A 20,889-nucleotide genomic window follows, 5' to 3' on the forward strand; every position below is an offset into this window, starting at 1 on the left:
AGAGAATAACGGGGGCGAGTGGCGTGAAATTGAAGTGGTTGATGGCGTTATTGCCTGCGGTGCTTAGTGGTTGTGGGGGCAATACAGCACCGACGCCGCCAAAAGATACAGTGGCACCGATTGCGACCATCGCGCCCGCGACAGATCTAGCGTCACTACGTGTTGAACAACACGGCAAGGTTTCTCTTGTTTTCAGCGAAGTTCCCGTAGGGTTCAGCGTTCAGGATGACCTGCACGTATCCGGTGCGACAGTCATTTCATCGACTCAGCACTCCGAAACAAATTTCACGGTTGAAGTAGAGTCAACCATTTCATCGGGGCAAAGCGTTTCATTCGAAATTCCATCGGGATCTTTTACCGATGCGACGGGTAATGGCAATGCGCGAGCGGCTCTTCTCATACCTGTAAATGACCAACCTCCGCTGATATATTCGCCAACCTTCACGGCTCTGACTTATACTCCAGAGACACGTTATTCATATTATACATTTGGGGGCACCGTTGCATTCGATTACACTGCTTTCGAAGCACCGAAGCTTATAGGGGATAGTTTAAAGTCTGACTTGTTGGTATTATCACAAGGCTCGAAGACGCTATCTAGAATTGATTCCAAGGGTGATGTCGCCTGGACCTATCCGACCGGTGGTCGGTTTGTGTTTGCGGATGAAAACTTCATATTTGTTAGTGATTTAACCGATTTGACGATAGTTCATTTGTTGGATGGTGCTGGAAAACTAGTTAAAGACCTTAAGTTTGACATGGACATAAATTATGTAGCAACTTCCGGTGATAGTCTTATTGTTGTTTATAATACTATTGCACCGGTGGATGTGTACGGTTGGGATAAAAATACCGGATTGGGTTCTCTTAAGTTTTCTAGTCTTTCTGTATCATATGCTCGGTCCGCGTCATTGTTAAATGACAATCTGGCTATCGCCGATACTTTTGGAGATAGAACCGTTGTGCAGTCCGTTCGCGACGGTAAGATTATAATGAACAGATCAACTTATTACGCGAATGACGTAGAGTGGCGTGGTGACTTCGTATACGTCGTTGAGGAGCACCATGACCGGGTCATCGCCATCAATATTTTAACTGGAAAGTCATTCGTCGTTTTGGCGCCGCCTATAATTGGCTATTGGGATGCAAATATAACCCTAGGATCAGCGCCGCGATATACTTGTAATTCTGGCTCGTCGCTTAGGCTCGGAGCGTCTGATACTTGCTCTGGCATGATGACTCTGTACGCGCCAAACGGGATAAAGCTATTAAAGGATGGTATGTGGTTGGCGGATACGGATAACTCTCGTGTCATATTCGTAAAGGACGGCGAGGTAGTATCGACGCTCTCGGGATTCAATAATCCGGTCAAAGTCGCTATTCCTCCAGGCTCGTAATACCGGCCTGCTCGTTTCGGCCCAAAGAGCATCAAAACTAGCTGACTACGACCTATTTTGCATAGAGATTTGCGAGAAGGTCTCCTCAGATAGACCTGATGCGATCTCCCCGCATATCACCCAGAATAACTACGCTTGATGATATTGCCAGCGAGATTGAAACCCTCAGTGCCAATCCACTCAAAGTGAATGCCACTATTGATCTGATCGGCGAGCCATTGATGCATCTAACCAGCTCGATAGGGCTTTGAAGGGTGCCAAGGATAGGTTTGGGGCGATGGTTCCCCACAGCGGACAAAGATAGGCACTCAGATCATTGGAGAATTTTAATCTTGCGTCAAAGGCGATGATTTCGCGCTACAATTCATACCGAGGTACTGCACTTTCATCTCTTCCCACCGATCATCGGTGTCCTGCGCTTCCCAGGGTCTAGCAAGGTATCACCCAGCTCCCTGAGGTCAGGGTCGCGATACAGGATTTGGTCCGCGAGATTCTTGAATATCGCTGGCGCAACAAAGTTCTGGTCGACTTCTGCATAGAGCAGTGTCCCGTCGAACGGATACTCTGTATCTTTGCCAGGAAGCGCCCGATCTTGATTGGCAGGCGCCCGGTTTAATCGTCTGCCACGGCGTTTCTCCGTTCGCTCATCGGGCATTTGATGCTCCTCTTTTGACCGTCGACCGTGAAGCTGACGTCGATCTCAAACGGCCTCAATGCCCCTTCACGGTAATGCGGCACGATCGGCACGGTCACCTCCTTGCCCGCTCGCTTGGCTTTCGCCCACTCGTCCTCGAGCACTCGATAGCGATCGCGGTTGAAATTGGCATTTTTGGGCGAAGTGATTGAAGGCATCCGTTGGGCCGTCGAATCGCCCTGCGATATAGTGCCCGCCATCGTCGCTGGTCCGTCGGTCTTCACCGCCTGCTTTCGCCTGGGTCGTGGCTGAACGGACTGGCGTATCGGTATCCGACAGCACGCCCGACACGCGCCTCGTCCTATCGCACGTGTCAATTTTCATAGGTGTAGCCGTTGCGCACGATGATGTGACGCTGTTCGCTCGCGTCACTGGCAACTCGCCCGTCGGGGGCACTCGCCGATCCGCCTGCATGGCCTTGAAGCTCGGCCCGGCTGAAGGCGTGGACGCGGGATAGTCAGGTCGTGCCGGTCCGCCCCCAGGAACCCCTCGCACCGCCACCCCCAAAACTCCGGCCGCCGCCGCCGAAGTCATCTTGGCCCGACGGGCTAGTGCTTCGTCTGGCAACCGGATCGGAACGACCATCGGAGCGGTCGGGAATGCCGAGGGCACCCGCCCGGACGCGGGTTTGTAGATCAAGTTCCTGGAGATAGCAGGGGTACTGTTCCCAATGGCTTCCCTGAAACCCGGTCTATGCCCATTCCTGGCCAACTCCTCCATCCTCCAAGCCTCCATCTGCTCCCTCGTCGAGAATAGGAGGCAGACGAGGGTCCGCGGCATAGCTGATCTTCGGAGTGCGTTGTCCCCGGCCATCGGCCCTGCTCGCCCCGCCAGCACTGTAATATCGACCCGCCCCCCCCAAACGTAAATCGGCCATCGTCCGGATCGTGCCACGGATTGAATTCCAATTCGAGTTTGCGACCATCGCCAGGCCTCGGTCGTCGGCCCGTGCGCAGCCAGACGGAAAAAGCCCGCCGTTGCTGCTCCCCCAGAATGTCCATTGATTGCCCCCGCACCGTGATTGCGGGAGAGCATTCGAGGAACACTTTCCTACAAGTCGAGAATAAATGCTTCCGACATAGCTTGCCAAGTGGGTTCGCAAGAGCTCGCACGCGGCAACACTGCTACCAGAAAATGGCATGTCACAGGCGACGAAGATGGGCATTCAAATCGTTGGGCAAATCTGGTGCCACGCGACTGCCTATCAAGGTTACGTTGCAGACTATCACAGCGACTATTTCTTCGGGTAGGTGATAACGCATTTTCTTTCGCGAGAGGCGGAAACATGAGCATAGCTGCCGCATCGATATTTGTATTGAGTCTGCTTCCGCCGAGCGCAGCCCTGTCGTATGCGCAAAAGCAGCCCGCCACCGAGCTTGAGATTGGTAGGTTGAGTGGCCTCCCCCTCGACTGGGTTGGAAATGCGCTCCACATTTGCGGCGTCATTGTAAAGATGCCTGACGGAATTGTGCTATCCAAGCGATATGGCCGCGATACGGCTGGCATATATATCAGCGAAAGACTTGTTCCAAAAAGTATAGCTGGTGAGACAAGGTGCTACACTGGCGTTTGGAAGCGCCGAGACGGCAAATCGAAAAAGGAGGTCCACGCCTCTGGTTTTGAGAGTCACTTGGCCGATGGATTTGATCCACAATATCGGTTGGAACCTATCGAGCCTCAATCGCATTCTAGCGGTTAAACTCAGCCCGACCGCCAAAGGCAGGCCGAAGCTCAACGGGAATGGCCCGTCGAAAATAATAGGTAGCGCCGCGTTTGGCGAGATAGGTACACATGGCTTTGGCCCTTGTTACATCTGTAACAGACGCCTGTAAAAAGCCTCGTTCTCCGATATTCCCTAAGGTTTCAATACCTTAGGGGCGGTGGTGCCCAGAAGAGGACTGGAAGCATACCCCTAAGCCACCACGATATAGATATGTTTTTGCGCATCTCGGAATTCGTACCAACGGAAATACCAACGCGAACCGAAAATAAACTTCGCTTGTGTCGATAATGACTTTTCATCAGCCGATCCGTTCAAATGCGCTGGCTGACCGGCTGTGCGGTCGGTCATCGCCGCCAGCACGCAGTGACGACCTGCCCGTCGTCGGCAACCACCGCGTAGACTGCCCGGTAGCGTTCGAAATGCCGCGCTTCCTGTCCGAGATAGGTCGCGAATCGCTTCCACGACTTTTTTGTGAAATAGCAGGTCTCGGTGCCGGCACCCGATCGCGCGCGTTCGCCGAAGTCGAGCAACGCATCCACCACTGAGGCCGGAATCGAGCGCTGGCGCACACGCGTCTTAGCATGGCGCGTTAGCATGGTGCAGCGCCCAGCGGCGCAGCCGCATTCGAACAGTGCCCTCACAGCTCGAGTTCCCCGATGCCGAGTGTCTCCAGCCATTCGGCGTTGAACGCGCCAAGTTCGACTGCGCGTTCCCGCACCCAGGCCGCACGCTGCCCGACCTTGTCTGCGTCGCGAAGCTCTTTGGGGATTTCGTGCAGGCCAACCCGGCCCATGACGATTTCTTCGGCGGCTTCGTCGTCTCCGCCCAGATAGGCCGCTGCCTCCTCGCGGCAGATCTCGAAGCGCGGGCCGAACCCGTTCGACCAATAATCGAACAGCTCCGGTTCGGCACCGGATGGCTGCACCGCAGCGAGACGCTCGCGGACCTGGGTGACAAAAGGGTTGTGGGAACCGTCGTCATAGTCGAGCGGCCTTGTGTCGGCGAAACCATCGGGGTCATCGACCTTCTCCCCGCGAATGTCATGCGCCGCGATAGAGCGTTCTTCGCGCTGCTCGACCTCCTCGCCATTCCAATCATTGACCATGCGCTCGTGGAGATGGCGAAAACCGCCCGAGAGATCGGCGATCCGTTCGCGGGCTTCACGCAGGACCGCTAAGCGGCCAGCTCGCTCCTTCAGGGTTTCCGCCGCGACAAGATGGAACATCAGCGGCGCAAGCTCGATGATGTCGAGTGGCTTCACACCATAGCGCCATGCCACCAGATTGAGGGCATTGCGCGTTTCGTGCGACACCCGGACATTGAGTTGCGAGCGGTAGGAGAAGCTGCTCTCCGCAGCGGTATCGTCATCTTCGACGTTCACCGCCGTTAGCGCATCGCGCTCGAGCTTGAAGATTTTAGCGAGGCGCGCGACGACATGGTCGGCGTTGCGCTTCATGCGCCCATTCTCGATGCGGTGCAGCGTCGCTTTGTTGATGCCGGATTTCCGGGCCAGTTCGTCGAGGCTGAGCTTCAACTTCTGGCGCTCGCGCTTTGCTACATTCGGGTTGATCAATGCCATCACGTATTCTCCTGATGACTTGATAATGCCCAAATACTAATAGCACTTATATAGGCATCTGGTCCTCTGCGGGCCGCAATCTTAGCAAAACGTTGCGCAATTCGCGCCTACGTTGCTGCCGATTTGGCGGTCTGAGCTGTTTTATCGGTGATCGACAAGCGAGCGGGGCGCAGGTTTGGGCGCAACTTGAAGTTGGAACGCTGATCGCACGCCAAGCCACCGTTGAGAGCATCACAGAGCTTGGTGCGGGAGCGGACGATAAGTTTGATCGAGATCGACGGAGTCTCTATCGAAGCATCATGCCCGAACAAATGCTCCCCGTGCAGCAAGGCCCTGCCCCTAGCCCGGCGCCGGATTGGGTCCGACTGCCTGGCAGGGGCGGAAACGCGTTGGTCGCGATCATTACCATCGTCGAGGAAGAGTACGTTGCCGTTCGCGCGCGGGGCGATTTCAACGAATTGGCGGGCGACAGTCCTTATCTCCGCCGAAACGAGGTAGCACCCGGCGTCTATGACATGATCCTCGCGAGGACCGTGGATCGCAGCAACGGGCCGTGCGGCGACCTCGTTCGCACCATTGCCGAGCAATTTCGTCCTGAATTCATCATCTTGTCGGGGATCGCGGGCGGCGTCGGGCGCGAGGGCGTCGGCCTCGGCGACGTCGTGGTCGCCGACCACGTGGACTGGTACGAGATGCGCAAGATGGCGGAAGGCAAGGACGTCATTCGCAAGATGGCGCTTGACCACCCGTCGCTATACTTGCGCGAGACGATATTCCAGCGGGTCAAGCACCAGGAAAAGTGGCTCGCTCGGATTGGTATGGAGCGGCCGGTCGAGGGCAAGCCACAAGTCTTCGAAGGCAATTTGATCGCCGGGGACAAGATCCTTGGCGACGGCGAAAATGAATACCAGCGGATGATCCTCGACGAATTCGACAAAGCGCTGGCCGTCGACATGGAATCCTATGGCCTTGCGCGGGGCGTCTACAACGCCAGGAGTGCCCGGCACTACAACCTGAACTACCTCGTCGTCCGGGGCATTTCCGACCTCGTCAACGCGGCGGGAAACAACGACCAGCGCAAGCAATGGCGCGACTACGCTGCAGCGACGGCTGCCGCCTTCTCCCTTAGCGTGGCAGACGAGATCGTTGCCATATGCAAATGAAGTCTTATATCGAGAACGAAATGGGAACATCGGGCGAAGCCCGATCGCCTTCCCATCGACTGAAGGTGGCAGCATGAGCGCCGACGTTGGAATTGCGAACGAGTACCTGGATGCGCTGGGCGAGCAGATCTCGCTGTCGGTTGCGCTGTGCGCCGATTATTCCGCGCTACTGCGTGGCGAGCACGGCGATCCGCTCACCCATCAAGGCCTCCTGTCGCTTGCCAAGCAGCGAGGCCGCATCCTGCTTTCCGGCCGCGGCGGGTCCGGGAAGAGTACGTTGATGCGTCGGCTCGTCGTGGACGGCGCGGCCGCCGGGGCGACCGTGGTGCTGGTCGATTTGTCGCGATGGGACCACGATGCGAGCGAGGGCTGGAACGCCCGCCGCGACGGCGCCCGTGACGCGATCGATTTCCTACTGCGACGGTTTGGCGCCGGCGAAAGGGATGTCGCGGACCTCGACTTCCTGCCGGCCCGGCAGGAAAAGCTGCTAGTTATTGATGGCCTCAATGAGACACCGGGGTCGACCGCTGACGATATCCTGTCCGCGTGCGACCAGATCGCTTCCCTGATCATCAACTGCTCGGTGATCGTTTCCGACCGCTTGGTGCGCCGCCGCACGAACGGGGACGAACGCTGGTTCTTCGCCATGCCGTTGGACGTCGACATCAACGAGGCCAGGAAGCATCTCGACGTTGATGCGCTGTCGGCCGGCGCCCAGCGGTTGCTCGACAGCCCGTACTTCGTCGACAAGGCCATGAAGGGCGCCTTGAAGAATTCCCCGCTCGCCACGATCCGGGACTTCGTCGAGAGCCACGGCAAGCTGGACGCCGCGGGCATGGACGTGGCCGCCGAAGGTGCATTCGCAGCCTACCGGGACGACGAATCCCGTTCCTTCGATCCCGGGAAGTTCCCCGGCGAGCAGGGCCCTGGCGTTGCGGATACGCTCCGCCAGAGCGGCGTGCTCGTTCGCCTGCCTGACGGACGGGTCGCATTCAACCATCACTGGGTGCACGACTATCTTGCAGCCAGGTATCTCGCGTCAGAGCCCCAGCTGTGGGATTTCGAGCATCGGCACAGCTCGTTGGACGCGTTGACCTTCCGGGGCAATTCGTTCGACGCCGTCGCATTTGCGCTGGAGGAGCTTCAGGCGGAAGCGAAGGACGAGTTCCTGCGCGCGGTGTATGACTGGAATCCTTATGCGGCCGGGTACGCGCTCGCGGAAGTCGAGGAAATCGCCCCGGCGAACATTTCGCGCTCCTTGCGCACGATCATCCTCGCGATGCTAGCCGAGAAGAAATTCGACCGGCATTACCGTTCCGCGCGCAAGGCGCTGGATGCCCTCGAGCTGTTCACGGACGGCGCGGCAGTCGCGATGAGGGGCGCAGCCAACCGAGAGGCGCTGATCGGAATCGTTGCAGGGGAACCTGAGCATTCCGAGCTGTTCGCCACTTGGAAGACCCTGTTCACGTTACCCAGCGGACAGGCCGCGGGCGACGCCACGATCGACGCAGTCGAGGAAGACGACTCGATCATCGGCTGGACGGCGGCAAACGTGCTTAAGCGGTTGTCGTTCACGGCGGACCAGTGTGATCGACTCGTTCACATTGCTTACAATGGCCGGCCGGTCATCCGGTGGCGGGCGTGCCATGTCATGGGAAGCGCGACCATGGACTGCTTTCGAGAAGCCCTGCTCGACCGGGTCATCAAGGACGAGGACGAGAATGTTCGATATGGCTCGATGAGGTCGCTTGTTGAGCTTGGCTCGCATTCGCCGGAATTCGCTACCAGGCTCGTCGAGGATCTACGGCCGCTTCTCGACGAGATTGCGCAATCGCCGCGCGTCATGGCGGAGCTCAAGAACGCGGTGTTTCTCTCGAAGGGATGCGCTCCTGAAAATTGGTCGATGGAGATTTCGCGGCTGTTCTATGCCCGGGCGGACGTTGCCACCGATCCGGTCGAGATGGAGGCATGGTCCAAGCTCTCGTCGGACTTGCGGCAACACGACAGGCTCGCCGCGTGAGCGAGATCGACCACCAGGAACGCTGGGACCGGAGGTTCCTTGAGCTAGCCAAGATGTTTGGTACGTGGAGCAAGGACCGGTCCGCCGGGACTGGGTGCGTCATCGTCGGCCCGGATCGACTATTGCGCGCATCGGGCTACAACGGTTTCGTTCGCGGGATCGACGACGACATATCGGAACGGCACGAGCGACCAGCAAAATATTCCTGGACGGAACACGCGGAACGCAACGCCATCTACAACGCCGCCAGACTCGGCATCGTGCTTGAAGGGTGCACAGCCTACGTGAACTGGTTCCCCTGTATAGATTGCGCGCGTGCCATCGTTCAGGCGGGAGTAGTACGGCTCGTCGGACTTAAGCCTGATCATGCCGACGAGCGGTGGGGATCGGAATTCGAGTTTGCCTCCAGCATGCTCCGTGAAAGCGGAATTGAAGTCACGCTATACGACTACCGAGACTTGGCAGCACGCAGATAGCCCTGTTCGTATTCGAGCCCCGGCCGGGCTCGACCTAATGCAGCGGTGAAGCGCAATCGACGAGACGGTCTGGGCGACCCAGGATGCTGCCTTTGATCGACATGTTACCGCTTGTTCCAACAAGCGCTGGCGCTGGTGGCGCTGTTCGCCCTTTTGGCGGCGCAACTCACTCGATGACGGACCACGCGCCTGCTTGACTTGACCTAACGTTCGGAACAAACAAGGAACGATCTGACGTTTCTGCGGGTCTATTCAGGGAAGTCGGCTGCGTTTCAAAGCGGAGGTAAACTTGTACACCGAGGACATGATCTCGGCCCAAAGGGAATGGGCGGAAGAAGGCTTGATGTCGGCGCGCAAGTTGCTCCCGTTGATGGCTCCCGTTGCAACCCATCCTTGGCAGCCAGGGGAGCGCCAAACGATCGGCTTTCTTCTGTCGGCAACCGCACGCGCCTCGGAGAGTGCGCTTCTACTTTGCGCCTATGGTCAGCTGTGGGACGCGGATATCCTGGCGCGATCCGTGCTCGAGGGTTCGCTCAAATTCGCCTACATGTTGCAGAGCCCAACGACCTTCGATGATCGGCATTCCGAATTTGCCCACGACTTGTTCAGCGTCGCATTGATGAAGGACCATCGGAAGTGCGTTGAACTGCTCGACGCTGTCACGGACCCGGACCACCCGCAATGGCGCCCGATACGAGATCGATTGTTGGCTGATGATGAACTCGCCGAGCTTAGCGCGACTTATGATCGAGTTCATCGTCGGGAGCTTGAGAATCGGTGGGGCTTCACTGGCCTCGTCGGCGAGCTGTCGCGATCTGGCGATCCACTTTTTCGCAACCTCGGCGGCATGGCACAAAGCTATTCCATGGCGAGCCATATCCACCACATGGACATGGTGGGCGCATCGATTCCGCTTGATCGGGACCGACGATCCCCCGAGCGGCGCGAAACTATCCACGTTGCCCATGAGGGCCGGCTGATCTCCGATATCCTGATGTTCCTCTATCTCCGTCTAGGTGTTGGGTATCGCTTCGTGGGGGTCGACGCAGCCCCACTTGCGGAAGCCCGGTCGACGATCAGGGCCATCAACGAGAAATTCCACGTTGCCCATGCGACCTGGATGGACGTCGAGTACCCCAGCGCCGATGTCGGTGAGTAAAGTCATTTCCCTCCTTTCGGCCGGCCGGAATCGACGGATTTTCGATCTGAGCGACCGCGAGATCGGGTCGCCTCTTCGCGATGGTAGGATCGTCGCGAGCTCGCTATGCTTGGGGCGGGCCTCGGTAGGTCGAGACAACATCGCCGGCCGAGCCCTGGCCGGGGCCACTATTTTCCTTGGCCAGAATGATGGGAACTTGAAGCTAGCCTCGCCGGATAGCCTGCAAGCCAACGAGGTATTTAGTGGCCGATGAAGTCCTATAGTTTCGCCGATTTATTTGCAGGGTGCGGGGGCCTTTCACTTGGGCTGTCGCTGGCAGGATTGAAGGGTAAGTTCGCGGTCGAGCGCGATCCGATGGCCTTCGAGACTTTTTCGGCCAACTTCGTCGAAAGCCCACTGTCCACGGTCGCCTTTGATTGGCCGGCCTGGCTTGCGAAGCAGGCTTGGGACATCGAACTTCTCCTCGCGCAGCACAAGGATGACTTGGTCGGGCTGCGGGGCACGATCGACGTGCTGGCCGGTGGACCGCCGTGCCAGGGCTTCAGTTTTGCCGGGCGGCGCGTCGAAGGAGACCCTCGCAACCTGTTGTTCGAGAAATACGTGGAGGTCGTCGCTGCACTCCAGCCACAGGCCCTCATCTTGGAGAACGTGCCGGGGATGCGCGTCGCCCATGCGCGTCGAAACGTCGTGGATCTCCCGGTTCCCGGCGAGCAGGTCGAGAAGCCGAAGTCCTTCTATGACAAGCTCGTCGATAGCCTCGACCTGGCTGGGTACAAGATGGAGGCCATGCTGGTAGATTCATCCCGGTTCGGCGTACCCCAGCGTCGCTCGCGCCTGATCGCCGTCGGCATCCGGAAGGACCTTTGCGAATGGCTGGATGGCGGGATCGCGCGGATGTTCGTGCTGCTCGAGGAAGCGCGGCTTGCGCAGCTCAAGGAGCTTGGCCTTCCCGAGGCGGTCAGCGCCTCCAGTGCGTTATCAGACCTGGAGACCGCTGGCCGTGAGATGATCGACTGCACCGACCCGGAATCGACCCGCGGCTTCCGCGAGGTAAAATACAGCGCACCGACAACGACCTACCAGCGGCTAATGCAAGCCGGGCACGATGGCAGCATGGATAGCATGCGCCTCGCCCGGCACCGCGACGACGTGAGGGAACGGTTCGCCCGCATCCTCGTGGAATGTCGCAAGGGCGTCCGCATGAATGACGAAAGCCGCAAGACCTACGGCCTCAAGAAGCACCGGATCTATCCGATGGACAGCGGCGAACCCGCCCCGACAGTCACCACCTTACCGGACGACATCCTCCATTATTGCGAGCCGCGCATCTTGACCGTTCGCGAGAGCGCTCGCCTTCAGTCGTTCCCGGATTGGTTCGCCTTCAAGGGGAAGTTCACGACCGGTGGCGACCGGCGCACGAAGGAGTGCCCGCGCTATACGCAGGTTGGCAACGCCGTGCCGCCCTACCTTGCGCGCGCGATCGGCATCGCGGTGCGCAAGCTCCTTGAGGAAGTCGCCCTAACGAAATCGTTGTTCGGCGACGGCGCAGCGGAACTACCGGCCGTCGCGACGGCCTAGGGGGGATTATGACGGGGGAAGCCGTAGTGGCGCCGTTTCCGGCGCAACTCTTGAATTGGGCCGGCAATCGGTCGGGCGGCGTTCGCCGCCTATTCGATGCAGGCAGCGGCCGGCCAGGCCAAGCGGTGTTCGAGACGAACCTGTTGCATCGTCTGGAAGCCTGGGCTGGATCGATCGCGTCCGGGCCAGGTAGCGTCCCGCGCATTTTGATGCTGGTTGGCGGGCCAGGAAATGGCAAGACCGAGGCGATCGAATCCACGGTGGGCTGGCTCGACGCGGCGTTGGGCGCCGATGGCAAGCTTGCGGCGGAGCTCAGGAAATCCTTCTTCCCGCCAGAGGGTACGGCGGTTCCGCGCCTCGTCCGCGTCGATACGACGGGTCTCGGGATCGGGTCGCGCCAACTTGGCTTGTCGATCGTTCAGGATGCCTCCGCTGTCGTTGGCGCGGCAGGCAAACAAGCCGCGCAGCTCCTGCTCGAGGAACTCGACGCCGCGCAGGCAGCCGATCCAGGCGAGGCCTATTTGTGTTGCGTGAACCGCGGCGTGCTCGATGATGCGCTAATCGAGGCGATCGACAACGACCGAGAAGGTTCTCGCCGCCTGCTCGAAGCCGTGACGCGCGCGGTTAGCCTGGCCCCAGACGCTCCATCTTGCTGGCCGCTCGCCGGCTACTCCGACGTGGCTGTGTGGCCCATGGATGCGGAATCGTTGCTCCTCCCACCTCTGGCAGGTGGCGAGGAACCAGCGCGGAGCCTGTTGCGCACCGCGCTCGACGACAAGAAATGGCCCGCACCAGGGTCGTGCGCCGGTGGCGCCTCCTGTCCGTTTTGCGGTAGTCGCGAGCGGCTGGCACGCGAACGCGAGGAAACGTCGCTCCTACAAATCCTTCGATGGTTCGAGGTGGCAAGCGGGAAGCGCTGGAGTTTTCGCGACCTATTTTCGCTGGCATCTTACCTACTTGCCGGCCACCGCGTATCGCCCCGCGAAGCCGGCCTCGAACCTTGTGAATGGGCAGGGAAGCTCGTTGGGCTCGACGAGATAGCGCGCCGGGGCGGCAAGCCGTCAAAGGAGCAATCGACGGCCATCTTCCAATTGGTCGCGGCGCAATACCAGCATGCGCTCTTCCACCGCTGGGAGCGCGACGCTGGTCCCGCGCTCCTGCGCGAGATCAAGGAACTCGAGCTGGACGACGACAATACTGCGATGGGCTTGCAGTGGTTCCTGTCGTCCCGCCGGACGGCATACCTGCCCGCGATGATCGGCAGCGCACTCGAAGGCGTCGCCGAGCTGCTCGACCCCGCGCTCACCGACCCCGACACGGAAGTGCAGGCGACCAAGAATACCCGCTTTGCGCTCCGCGAGATCGATGTCAGGTTCAGTCGCTCGGTCCTAGAGGGCTTAGACTACGTCCGGAAGCTGCAGGTGCTATCGCGGCTCGAGGTCGACCTCGTCGAGCGGTTGGCTAAGCTTGACGCAGCGCTGTCGGTCGGGGGAGTCCGCCGGAAAAGGCCAACATCGGCCACCAATGTGCAGCGCTTCGTCCGCGACTTTGCCTGCCGCCTCGTCCGGCGGGCTCTTGGGACCCGAACAGCCGCCGTGCTCGATGCGCCGATCCTCCAAGATTTCCAGCGCGTGCTTGAGGACACCGCCGGCGACGACCTGTTCGATGTCGCGCAGGAGGTAGAACAGCTGCTCAATCGGAACCAGGACTTCGAAATTTCCCTGACGACGACCTTCGGCCAACCACTGCCGCCGATGATCCGGCGCGCCACCCTGGTCGTGCCGTCCCGCTCGGTGCAGCCGCTTGATGCCGAGAAGGCCGGCAGGCCGGCGTCCCCGATTTGCTTTCTAATGGTCGGCGATGGCCGATCGGGCCAGCCAATTGCGTTGACCTACGACCTCTTCAAGGCGGTGAAGGAACTCGAGAAGGGAATGTCGGTGGCGTCGCTGCCGCGAACCGTACTCGCGCTGCTCGATACCACGCGTGCGCGTCTTTCCGGCCCGATCGTTAGGGACAAGCTCGTGCTCGACCGGGCTCGTATCCGGATTGGATCTAGCGGCACGTCGGTCGTTCAACGGCGGTCTGGCTTCGCCATTCGCAAGGAAGGCGGGGGCCGATGACGCTGGCAAAATTTAGGGAGGAACCGTGGCGCACCTCCCATGCGGCCTACCAGGATTCGGCGCTCGCGATGTCGCCCGCTCCCGAATATGCAAGCTCCGAGGTCATCCTGTCGTCATTGTACCGGCATGTCGGTCTGGAGGGTGCAACTGAGCGCACCGTGCCGCAGCGCGGGCGCGACCTCGACAAGGAAGTCCAATGGTACCGCGATCGGGCGCGCAAGCCAGATGCGGCGGCGCTCGACGCGGACACCTTCCATATGCTGCTCCATTCGGTCCTGGAAAGCCCCAAGCTCCCGAATCAATCCTCGAAGCGGTTCGTGCAGGTTACGCCGCTGGTACCCCAAGCTACGGTCTTCTCAGGATCGGCGCGGCTTAGCAGCAATTCATGGCCGGCAGGCGCGTTGATCCGCCGCATGGTGTGGCTCGGGTCGCCTGACGCGGCAACGGCGACCGCGACTTGGCAAGCGTTGTTCGATGCCCTTTCGGTGACCGACAACGACGATATCTTCGCCCGCTTCCTGCAAGCCGAGATCGAGGCTTGGTCGCCGCAGCCAGCCTGGGCGGCCGTTGAGCCTGGTGAGCAATCGACGCTGGACCCGGCCGACAGAGATGGCTTGGATTATCCAGCACGGCGCTTCGTCCGTGATCTTGGCTCAATCATTTCCGCCAAGGATTCGATGACCCGCCGGCAATGGACAAGCCTTCTCGAGGCGATCGTTAGGCTCGCTGCGGTCGCGCATGTCACATGGCTGTGCGACGTCCATGCCAAGTCATGGGATTGCATTAGGGGTGCGCTCGACGGCAACGGTCCGGCCGACGCGGCGGCGGCGCGCTCAGCGATTTACCCCAAGGCCTTCCAGTTCTTGTCCTATGGTGATCGCGCCCTTCCCGGTATCAAGGACCGCGCGTCAGCCTTCCTCCAGGCCCGTCTCGGCCTCAACGCGACGCTGTGGGCGCTGCAGGCCGCCGGGGTCGAGATAACGTCGTTGTCATCGGCGGCCGCCGTCGCGGAAGTTTGCGAACGCGTGCGGGCGAGGGCGGGCGCCGTGGAGGCGACCGGGGTCCGCGATGTCTTGGCCGACGTGTCCGAACGTGAGACTCGGACGCTCCTGTGCAAGAAGGGAATTGGCTCGAACATCATGGAGTTCGCGCGCCATGTCCTCGGCCAGCGGCAGGCCGCGAACCCGGTCTTGCGCGGCTATGATCAGGGCTTCTCGCTCCGAAAGCGCGGCACTAGCAATTCGAGTCCCTGGGTTGTCGGCCTGGGACCGGTCAGCGTGCTGGCGCTGGTGCATTGCTCCTTGGCAGGCACGACAGGGCCACGGTCGGTGCGCCGCCTGTCCCAGCATCTGGCCGGATACGGGGCGATCGTCGACTATAGGGATATCGCGACGAACGACCTCGGCCATCAGCTGCGCATGCTCGGATTGGTGCTCGACAGCCCCGATGCGGAAAGCGGCATGCTGCTCGTGCCGCCCTTTCCCACCCGCCAGGAAGAAACCGCATGAACCGCTTGGCATCCACCATCGCGGATCTCATTCGTGACAAGCTCTCGCAAGCCCCGGGCGGCGAGCGTGGCGAAGTGCGGCTGATCTTCCACGGCCCCCAGAAGGAAATCCTGGCTAAGGTCTTCGACTTCTTGGCCGTCGATGGCGAGGTAGGCCCGAAGGTGCCCATCCTGCTTCAGCTGCCAAGCTTGGCCCCAGGCGAGGAGAACCCGCCGGTCGGCGTGTCTGGCTGTTGCGACGACACCCATTTGCTCAACCTGCGCAATTCACCCTCCCAGCCGACGTTCCTGGCCCTTGTCCCTCCGGGCCAGCACAGCATGCGCTCTGTGACGTCAACGACCGATGAGTTCGGCGTCGCAGCCGCCAACAACGGGGGCAACGTGCCCTTCGAGGATTGGTGGGGGGACGAGTTCATCCAGGAATTGGTACGCGTCGGCGTTGGCCAGGCGGGCATCCAGGAACAGCAGCAGCGCGACGATGCGCGGACCTTGGTTGGCAGGGCGGCCGCTGCCGCGGATGAAATGGATCCGGAACGAACTCAGCGCGCCGCAGCGTGGAAGGTGCTCTCGCGCCTGTTCTCGGTGGTGCCGGGCTTGGCCGGCCTCACGCCAGCGCAGCAGGTCAGCCTTGCTTGCGGGATGCCGCCGATGCGCGACGGCTCGATATCGTCCCGCGAGCAAGTGGCGGTCTTGGAGAAGATCGCGGATGCCATGTCTGATGGGTTCGGTCCCGGCGTCCGTCGTGCGCAGGAGAATGCCAGCGATGAAGACAGTCACCACCTCGACGCCTTCCTCGCCCACTTGCGCGAAACATGCGACCTTCCAACGGCATTCGAAAGGGCAACGGCCGCCTACTATGCTCCGGACAGCGGATTGGATATGCCAGCCGCACCTGATTGGTGGAGGGCGCTAACCACCGAGAAGTGGTCGGAACTGTTGACCGAGGATGCCGCCGCGCAGGGCGACATCCGAATGGGCTGCTCGAATGCGCTTGTACCGCTGGCCAAGGGCATGCCGATCCTCGTGGAAGGCAATGTCGCACTCACATTCGAGACCGTCGGCCCGGACGCGACGGGCACCGTGGTGTCTATCGAGCGCGGCAAGGGCAACAAGCTCGGCGAAATCCGGGTTGGCGACGAGGAGGCTGTCTTCCTCGATGAAGCGCCGCCCGGCCACAAGACGCCCCTTCGGTACGCGGCGTCCGCCGACGGCTTCAAGCCCGGTGCGATCAAGATCGTGTCGCTCGCGACTTGGCAGCCCGGAATTTTCGTCGCCTGCCGGCTCGCCCGCAAGCTGACCCCGCCGCGCAAGCCTACGCGTCGCGCCAAGGGAGCGCCAGAACTCGAGACGAGCCTGGTCGTGCCCGGCGGCGGTCGCTACGAACTGTTGGTGTTCACATCGCCAGGAGTCGAACTGGACGCCGGGGCAACGGGCACCGCCGACGATACCCAGGATCGCATCGATGCCATCCAACAACTTGTCGTTCGGCCCGTGCGCGAGGGATTCCATCAGGTCGAGGTTGAAGCGGAAACGAACTACCAAGTGGACATTGGCTTCAGCCGGCCAGCAGCGGACGGCTCGGTTTCGCACGAGACCTGCCGCGTGTTCCTCGCGGTCGAGGACGTCGTCGAGCAGGGCTGTCGGAGCGAGTTTGAACGATTGATCCGCGCCAATCGCCGGGCGATCGAGCCTTCGGAGGCAAAGCCCGTCGTCCAACTGAACCGGAGCGCCCGGGCTTCGAGCCTGCAGGATTGGATGCTGTCTGAGGATTCCGCCGGGAGATCATATCTCCCGATCGTGCTCGCCGACGACTATGTCGATGCTTGGGTCCAGCCCGTCTGGGGCACCGGCACCGGACCAATCTTCTCTACCGGGCGCTTCCTGCAGGATCCGCGCCCGGACGCCGCCGAGTTCCAGCCGCCAATTGGCTTCGTGGAAGCGAGGCAGCAACTTGCGGCGCGCATTCGCGGCACTGGCGACCAAACTGGGCTGATGGAGTCGGCCGAGCTCGGGAAGTGGCTCGTAAGCGACGAGGATTTCCGCGCCCTCGTCGAGCAGTATCTCGACGCCTACCAAGCGTGGCTCGCCGCCGAACCCGACGTGGCATGCTGGGTCGACGTGGGTATCATCACGTCGCTGGAAGATGATCGCAGGACCATCTCACGGATACCCGACGCGATCATGCTGTCGCCGCTCCACCCGCTCCGTCTCGCATGGCACGCGGTTGCCCAGGGCGTCCTGCTAGAGGCCGAGTCCGGGGGGAATCCGTGCCCGGCGGTGAGCGTCCTCGATCCCGACTGCGTCCCCGACCTATTGACGCTGTCGCTTCGATCGCCGGGCGGCATCGAGAAGGTCGATTTCCTAGCCGTGGAAAATGGCACCGACTACTGGTCGGTCTTGTGGAACGGCGAGCGACTTGGCCGCCTTCCCAGCCGGTCGAGGATCGCCCCATTCGGCGAAGCTTTCGGCATCTCGGTTGGCGGCATTTCCGTTGGATTTAGCGCGGCACAGGTCGCCCGCGCGCTGGAGGATGTGTCGGGCCTCCTCTCGGCAAAGCCGGTCGTCGGTGTCGTGGTCGCAAGCGCCGGCGGCACGACGGATGCTTGCAACGAGGGCCTCATTAACTGGTGCTCAGATCGATACCGCGACGGCGACGGCCGCGCCCCCCGCCAGGCGGCGGGGCCACGCTTCGTCGAGATATATGACCACCGCGATGGCGACTCACGCCCGGACGATGCGACAATCGCCAACCTATCGGAGGATACCCGCAACAGCGTGCGGTGGTTCGATGGCCAGCCAGCGACCGCCCGACCCGACCTTGGGATCATCGCACAGCTCGACATGTCCGAGCCCAGCGCCGCGCCGGTTTCGGGGCGATCGCCGCTTGGCCATGGCGGTTTGCTGCGCCATCGGGTCCGCCGCCAACTCCCTGGCGCGTTCCTAAGCGAGACACGCCAGTCGCTGGCAGGGTCGACCTCCGGCGATGTCCTTGCCGACAAGGTCGCCGCTTGCGTTGGCACGATGGAAAGCCTTGGCGATCGTCGGACCGGCATGCGGTTCGCGCCGAACGTCAACGCCGTGCGCGACATGCTCGAGACGCGCCGGACCGATTTCGTCGCGGTCTCGTCCTCGGCGATCGATCCAGCCTGCTTCCTCGGCGGATGGTTGGAGGACGCTTACCTCTGGGATTATGACATGCCGTCCTATTCCCATCGGGCTGGCGATACGAACGGCTACTACCTGTTGTCGCGGGTCAAGCAGGCGGATCGCGAAGCACTTTCAAAGGCGCTTGGCCGCCTGCCGGGATGCGCAGCCATCGAGCCAGACCAAGTCCAGGACGTCTTGCTCGAGATCGCTCGCCGCGGGATTCCCACGATTAGGGGCCTGGCTGGCGACAATGCCGGCGCGACGGGCGACCTCGGCTTGTTCGTGGCCGTCCGACTACTGCAGGATCGGTTTCGGCTGTCGAACATTGGCGAGAGCCTAGTCCCGGTCATCGATGGCACCGGCGAGGACGTCACCGTCTGCATCATCGTGCCGGTCGATCCATTTCGGGGGTATTTCTCCGACCTCGCGAAATCCTTGGGCAAGGATCGGAAGGACACCTCCCTCTCTCGTCCCGACCTTCTGGTCGTGGGCGTCAAGCTCGGGACGGAAGGCGTCCGAATCCACCTCACGCCTATCGAGGTGAAGTGCCGGCCCGGGTCCGTGTTCCCGCCGTCGGAGGTGAACGACGCGCTGGAGCAAGCGCGGACCTTTTCCCGGCTTCTTGCCGGCATGCTCCCGCACGACGGCCAGCCTGTTGCCTGGGCCCTTGGGTTCCAGCACCTGCTGCTCTCGATCATCGGCTTTGGCATGCGGGTCTATAGCCAGCATCCAGACGTCGTTGGCCGGGAGGCACAATGGGCGTCGCTCCATGAGCGCATAGCGTCCGCCATCCTCGATCCACGACCATGCGTCTCGGTCGACCAGCGCGGCCGACTGATAATCGTGGATGACAGTCCTCGCAGCGGCGTGCGCGACCGTGACGACGACGGCTTCGACGAGACCATCACGATCGGCAGCAGCGACGCCGGCCAAGTTGTCGCCGGAGACCCACTGGCCTTCTACGACAGTGTTCGGGCCAGGGTTGGGCAATGGGATCTCTTCCCGGCCGCGGGCGCGTTTACCACGGGCCTCGTGCAACCCCCTGCAGGCCTGGATGCGGAAGCAACTTCCGGGGCGGCATCGGCGCCCACCGGGGACGAAGGCGCGGAGCCGGTCGCAGTCGAGCTAGCGCCGGTTCCAACCCTGGTCGCAATGCCGGTCGTGGCCACGCCGGACGAGGTCTTGACCGGCATCGTGCTGTCGATCGGCACCACCGTGGACAGTTTCCGACCCGGCGAGGTTCAGCTAAATATTTCTGACACACGGTTGAACCAGCTCAACATGGGCGTGGTCGGCGATCTGGGTACGGGCAAGACGCAGCTGCTGAAGTCGCTGATTATGCAGATCTCGGACGCGTCAGCCGCCAACCGCGGAATCCGGCCGCGCTTCCTGATCTTCGACTACAAGCGCGATTATAGCAGTCCCGAGTTCGTAAAGGCGACGGGCGCGCGCGTCGTGAAGCCATACCGGCTGCCGCTCAACCTGTTCGATACGAGTGCGATCGGCGATGCCGCCGCGCCCTGGCTCGATCGGTTCCGCTTCTTCGCCGACGTACTCGACAAGATCTACACCGGGATCGGACCCGTGCAGCGCGACAAGCTCAAGCGGGCGGTTCGCGCTGCCTATGACGCATGCTTGCCTGGGCAACAACCGACACTCTACGATGTCCATGCGGCCTATGCCGAGCTGCTTGATGGTAAGTCGGACTCGCCCATGGCGATCATCGACGACCTCGTGGACATGGAGGTTTTTGCCGCCAAGACGAGCGACACGCAGCCATTCGACGAGTTTCTCGATGGCGTGGTAGTCATCTCGCTCGATGCCCTGGGCCAGGACGATCGCAGCAAGAACATGCTCGTCGCTGTCATGCTCAACATGTTCTACGAAAACATGCTTCGTACGCCCAAGCGGTCCTTCATTGGCAGCGACCCGCAGCTTCGCGCGGTTGATTCCTATTTACTGGTCGACGAAGCCGACAACATCATGCGGTATGAGTTCGACGTGCTGCGCAAACTGCTCTTGCAAGGCCGGGAGTTCGGGACCGGCGTTATCCTTGCGTCGCAATACCTGCGGCACTTCAAGGTGAACGCGACCGACTATCGAGAGCCGCTGCTCAGTTGGTTCGTCCACAAGGTCCCGAACGTCACGCCGGCCGAGCTGTCCGCGCTGGGGCTGACGGGCGGCGCCGCCGAGATGGCAGAACGGGTGAAGTCGCTCCAAGTACACCAATGCCTCTACAAGTCATTCGACGTACCGGGCGAAGTAGTCCGCGGCTTGCCGTTCTTCGAGTTGGAGGCGCGTCGCGAGGCAGGGGAAGGCTAGCCGG

General features: G+C 61.1%; 13 protein-coding genes. 9 read left to right on the forward strand and 4 right to left on the reverse strand.

The genetic code is table 11. The features are described from left to right. Positions 1-23: 23 nt before the first annotated feature. A complete protein-coding gene (locus E5A73_RS09880; protein ID WP_135963679.1) occupies positions 24-1,397 on the forward strand; it encodes an Ig-like domain-containing protein in 1,374 nt (457 codons plus the stop codon). Positions 1,398-2,009: 612 nt separating this feature from the next. Here the strand turns inward: E5A73_RS09880 and E5A73_RS09885 are convergent. The 4 genes from E5A73_RS09885 to E5A73_RS09895 all read right to left on the reverse strand — a co-directional run bounded on the left by E5A73_RS09885 (position 2,010) and on the right by E5A73_RS09895 (position 5,393). After that, complete coding sequence (locus E5A73_RS09885; RefSeq protein ID WP_135963680.1) at positions 2,010-2,315, reverse strand: DNA/RNA non-specific endonuclease; 306 nt, start codon at positions 2,313-2,315, stop codon at positions 2,010-2,012. A gap of 1,464 nt (positions 2,316-3,779) precedes the next feature. Continuing rightward, complete coding sequence (locus E5A73_RS22015; protein ID WP_420822569.1) at positions 3,780-3,884, reverse strand: DUF6538 domain-containing protein; 105 nt, start codon at positions 3,882-3,884, stop codon at positions 3,780-3,782. A gap of 274 nt (positions 3,885-4,158) precedes the next feature. Further along, positions 4,159-4,410: a DUF4258 domain-containing protein gene (locus tag E5A73_RS09890; RefSeq protein WP_135963681.1), complete on the reverse strand. Its 252-nt coding sequence runs from the start codon at positions 4,408-4,410 to the stop codon at positions 4,159-4,161. A gap of 41 nt (positions 4,411-4,451) precedes the next feature. Then, entirely contained in the window at positions 4,452-5,393 is a 942-nt protein-coding gene (locus E5A73_RS09895; protein ID WP_135963682.1) for a helix-turn-helix domain-containing protein, read from the reverse strand. A gap of 389 nt (positions 5,394-5,782) precedes the next feature. Here E5A73_RS09895 and E5A73_RS09900 point away from each other — a divergent pair, with 389 nt between their 5' ends. The 8 genes from E5A73_RS09900 (at position 5,783) to E5A73_RS09935 (ending at position 20,885) form a co-directional block, all read left to right on the forward strand. After that, positions 5,783-6,556 (forward strand): 5'-methylthioadenosine/S-adenosylhomocysteine nucleosidase family protein, encoded by a 774-nt coding sequence (locus tag E5A73_RS09900; protein WP_168355894.1) that lies wholly within the window; start codon positions 5,783-5,785, stop codon positions 6,554-6,556. A gap of 73 nt (positions 6,557-6,629) precedes the next feature. After that, positions 6,630-8,576 (forward strand): hypothetical protein, encoded by a 1,947-nt coding sequence (locus E5A73_RS09905; RefSeq protein WP_135963684.1) that lies wholly within the window; start codon positions 6,630-6,632, stop codon positions 8,574-8,576. Beyond that, on the forward strand, positions 8,573-9,052 hold the full coding sequence (locus E5A73_RS09910; RefSeq protein WP_240700120.1) for a deoxycytidylate deaminase: 480 nt from the start codon (positions 8,573-8,575) through the stop codon (positions 9,050-9,052). The genes E5A73_RS09905 and E5A73_RS09910 overlap by 4 nt, the downstream gene beginning before the upstream one ends. Positions 9,053-9,341: 289 nt before the next feature. Next, positions 9,342-10,211, forward strand: coding sequence for a DUF5677 domain-containing protein (locus tag E5A73_RS09915; protein WP_135963686.1), 870 nt, complete (start codon positions 9,342-9,344; stop codon positions 10,209-10,211). Positions 10,212-10,460: 249 nt separating this feature from the next. Further along, a complete protein-coding gene (locus E5A73_RS09920) occupies positions 10,461-11,789 on the forward strand; it encodes a DNA cytosine methyltransferase (RefSeq protein WP_135963687.1) in 1,329 nt (442 codons plus the stop codon). 8 nt (positions 11,790-11,797) lie between these two features. Further along, complete coding sequence (locus E5A73_RS09925; RefSeq protein ID WP_135963688.1) at positions 11,798-13,909, forward strand: hypothetical protein; 2,112 nt, start codon at positions 11,798-11,800, stop codon at positions 13,907-13,909. Next, positions 13,906-15,417 carry a hypothetical protein gene (locus E5A73_RS09930; RefSeq protein WP_135963689.1) on the forward strand — a complete coding sequence of 504 codons (1,512 nt, stop codon included), beginning with the start codon at positions 13,906-13,908 and terminating at the stop codon, positions 15,415-15,417. The genes E5A73_RS09925 and E5A73_RS09930 overlap by 4 nt, the downstream gene beginning before the upstream one ends. Continuing rightward, positions 15,414-20,885 carry an ATP-binding protein gene (locus E5A73_RS09935; RefSeq protein ID WP_135963690.1) on the forward strand — a complete coding sequence of 1,824 codons (5,472 nt, stop codon included), beginning with the start codon at positions 15,414-15,416 and terminating at the stop codon, positions 20,883-20,885. Before E5A73_RS09930 ends, E5A73_RS09935 begins: the two co-directional genes overlap by 4 nt. The last annotated feature ends 4 nt before the right edge of the window (positions 20,886-20,889 follow it).

Source organism: Sphingomonas gei, from assembly GCF_004792685.1.
GTDB classification, from domain to species: Bacteria; Pseudomonadota; Alphaproteobacteria; order Sphingomonadales; family Sphingomonadaceae; genus Sphingomonas; species Sphingomonas gei.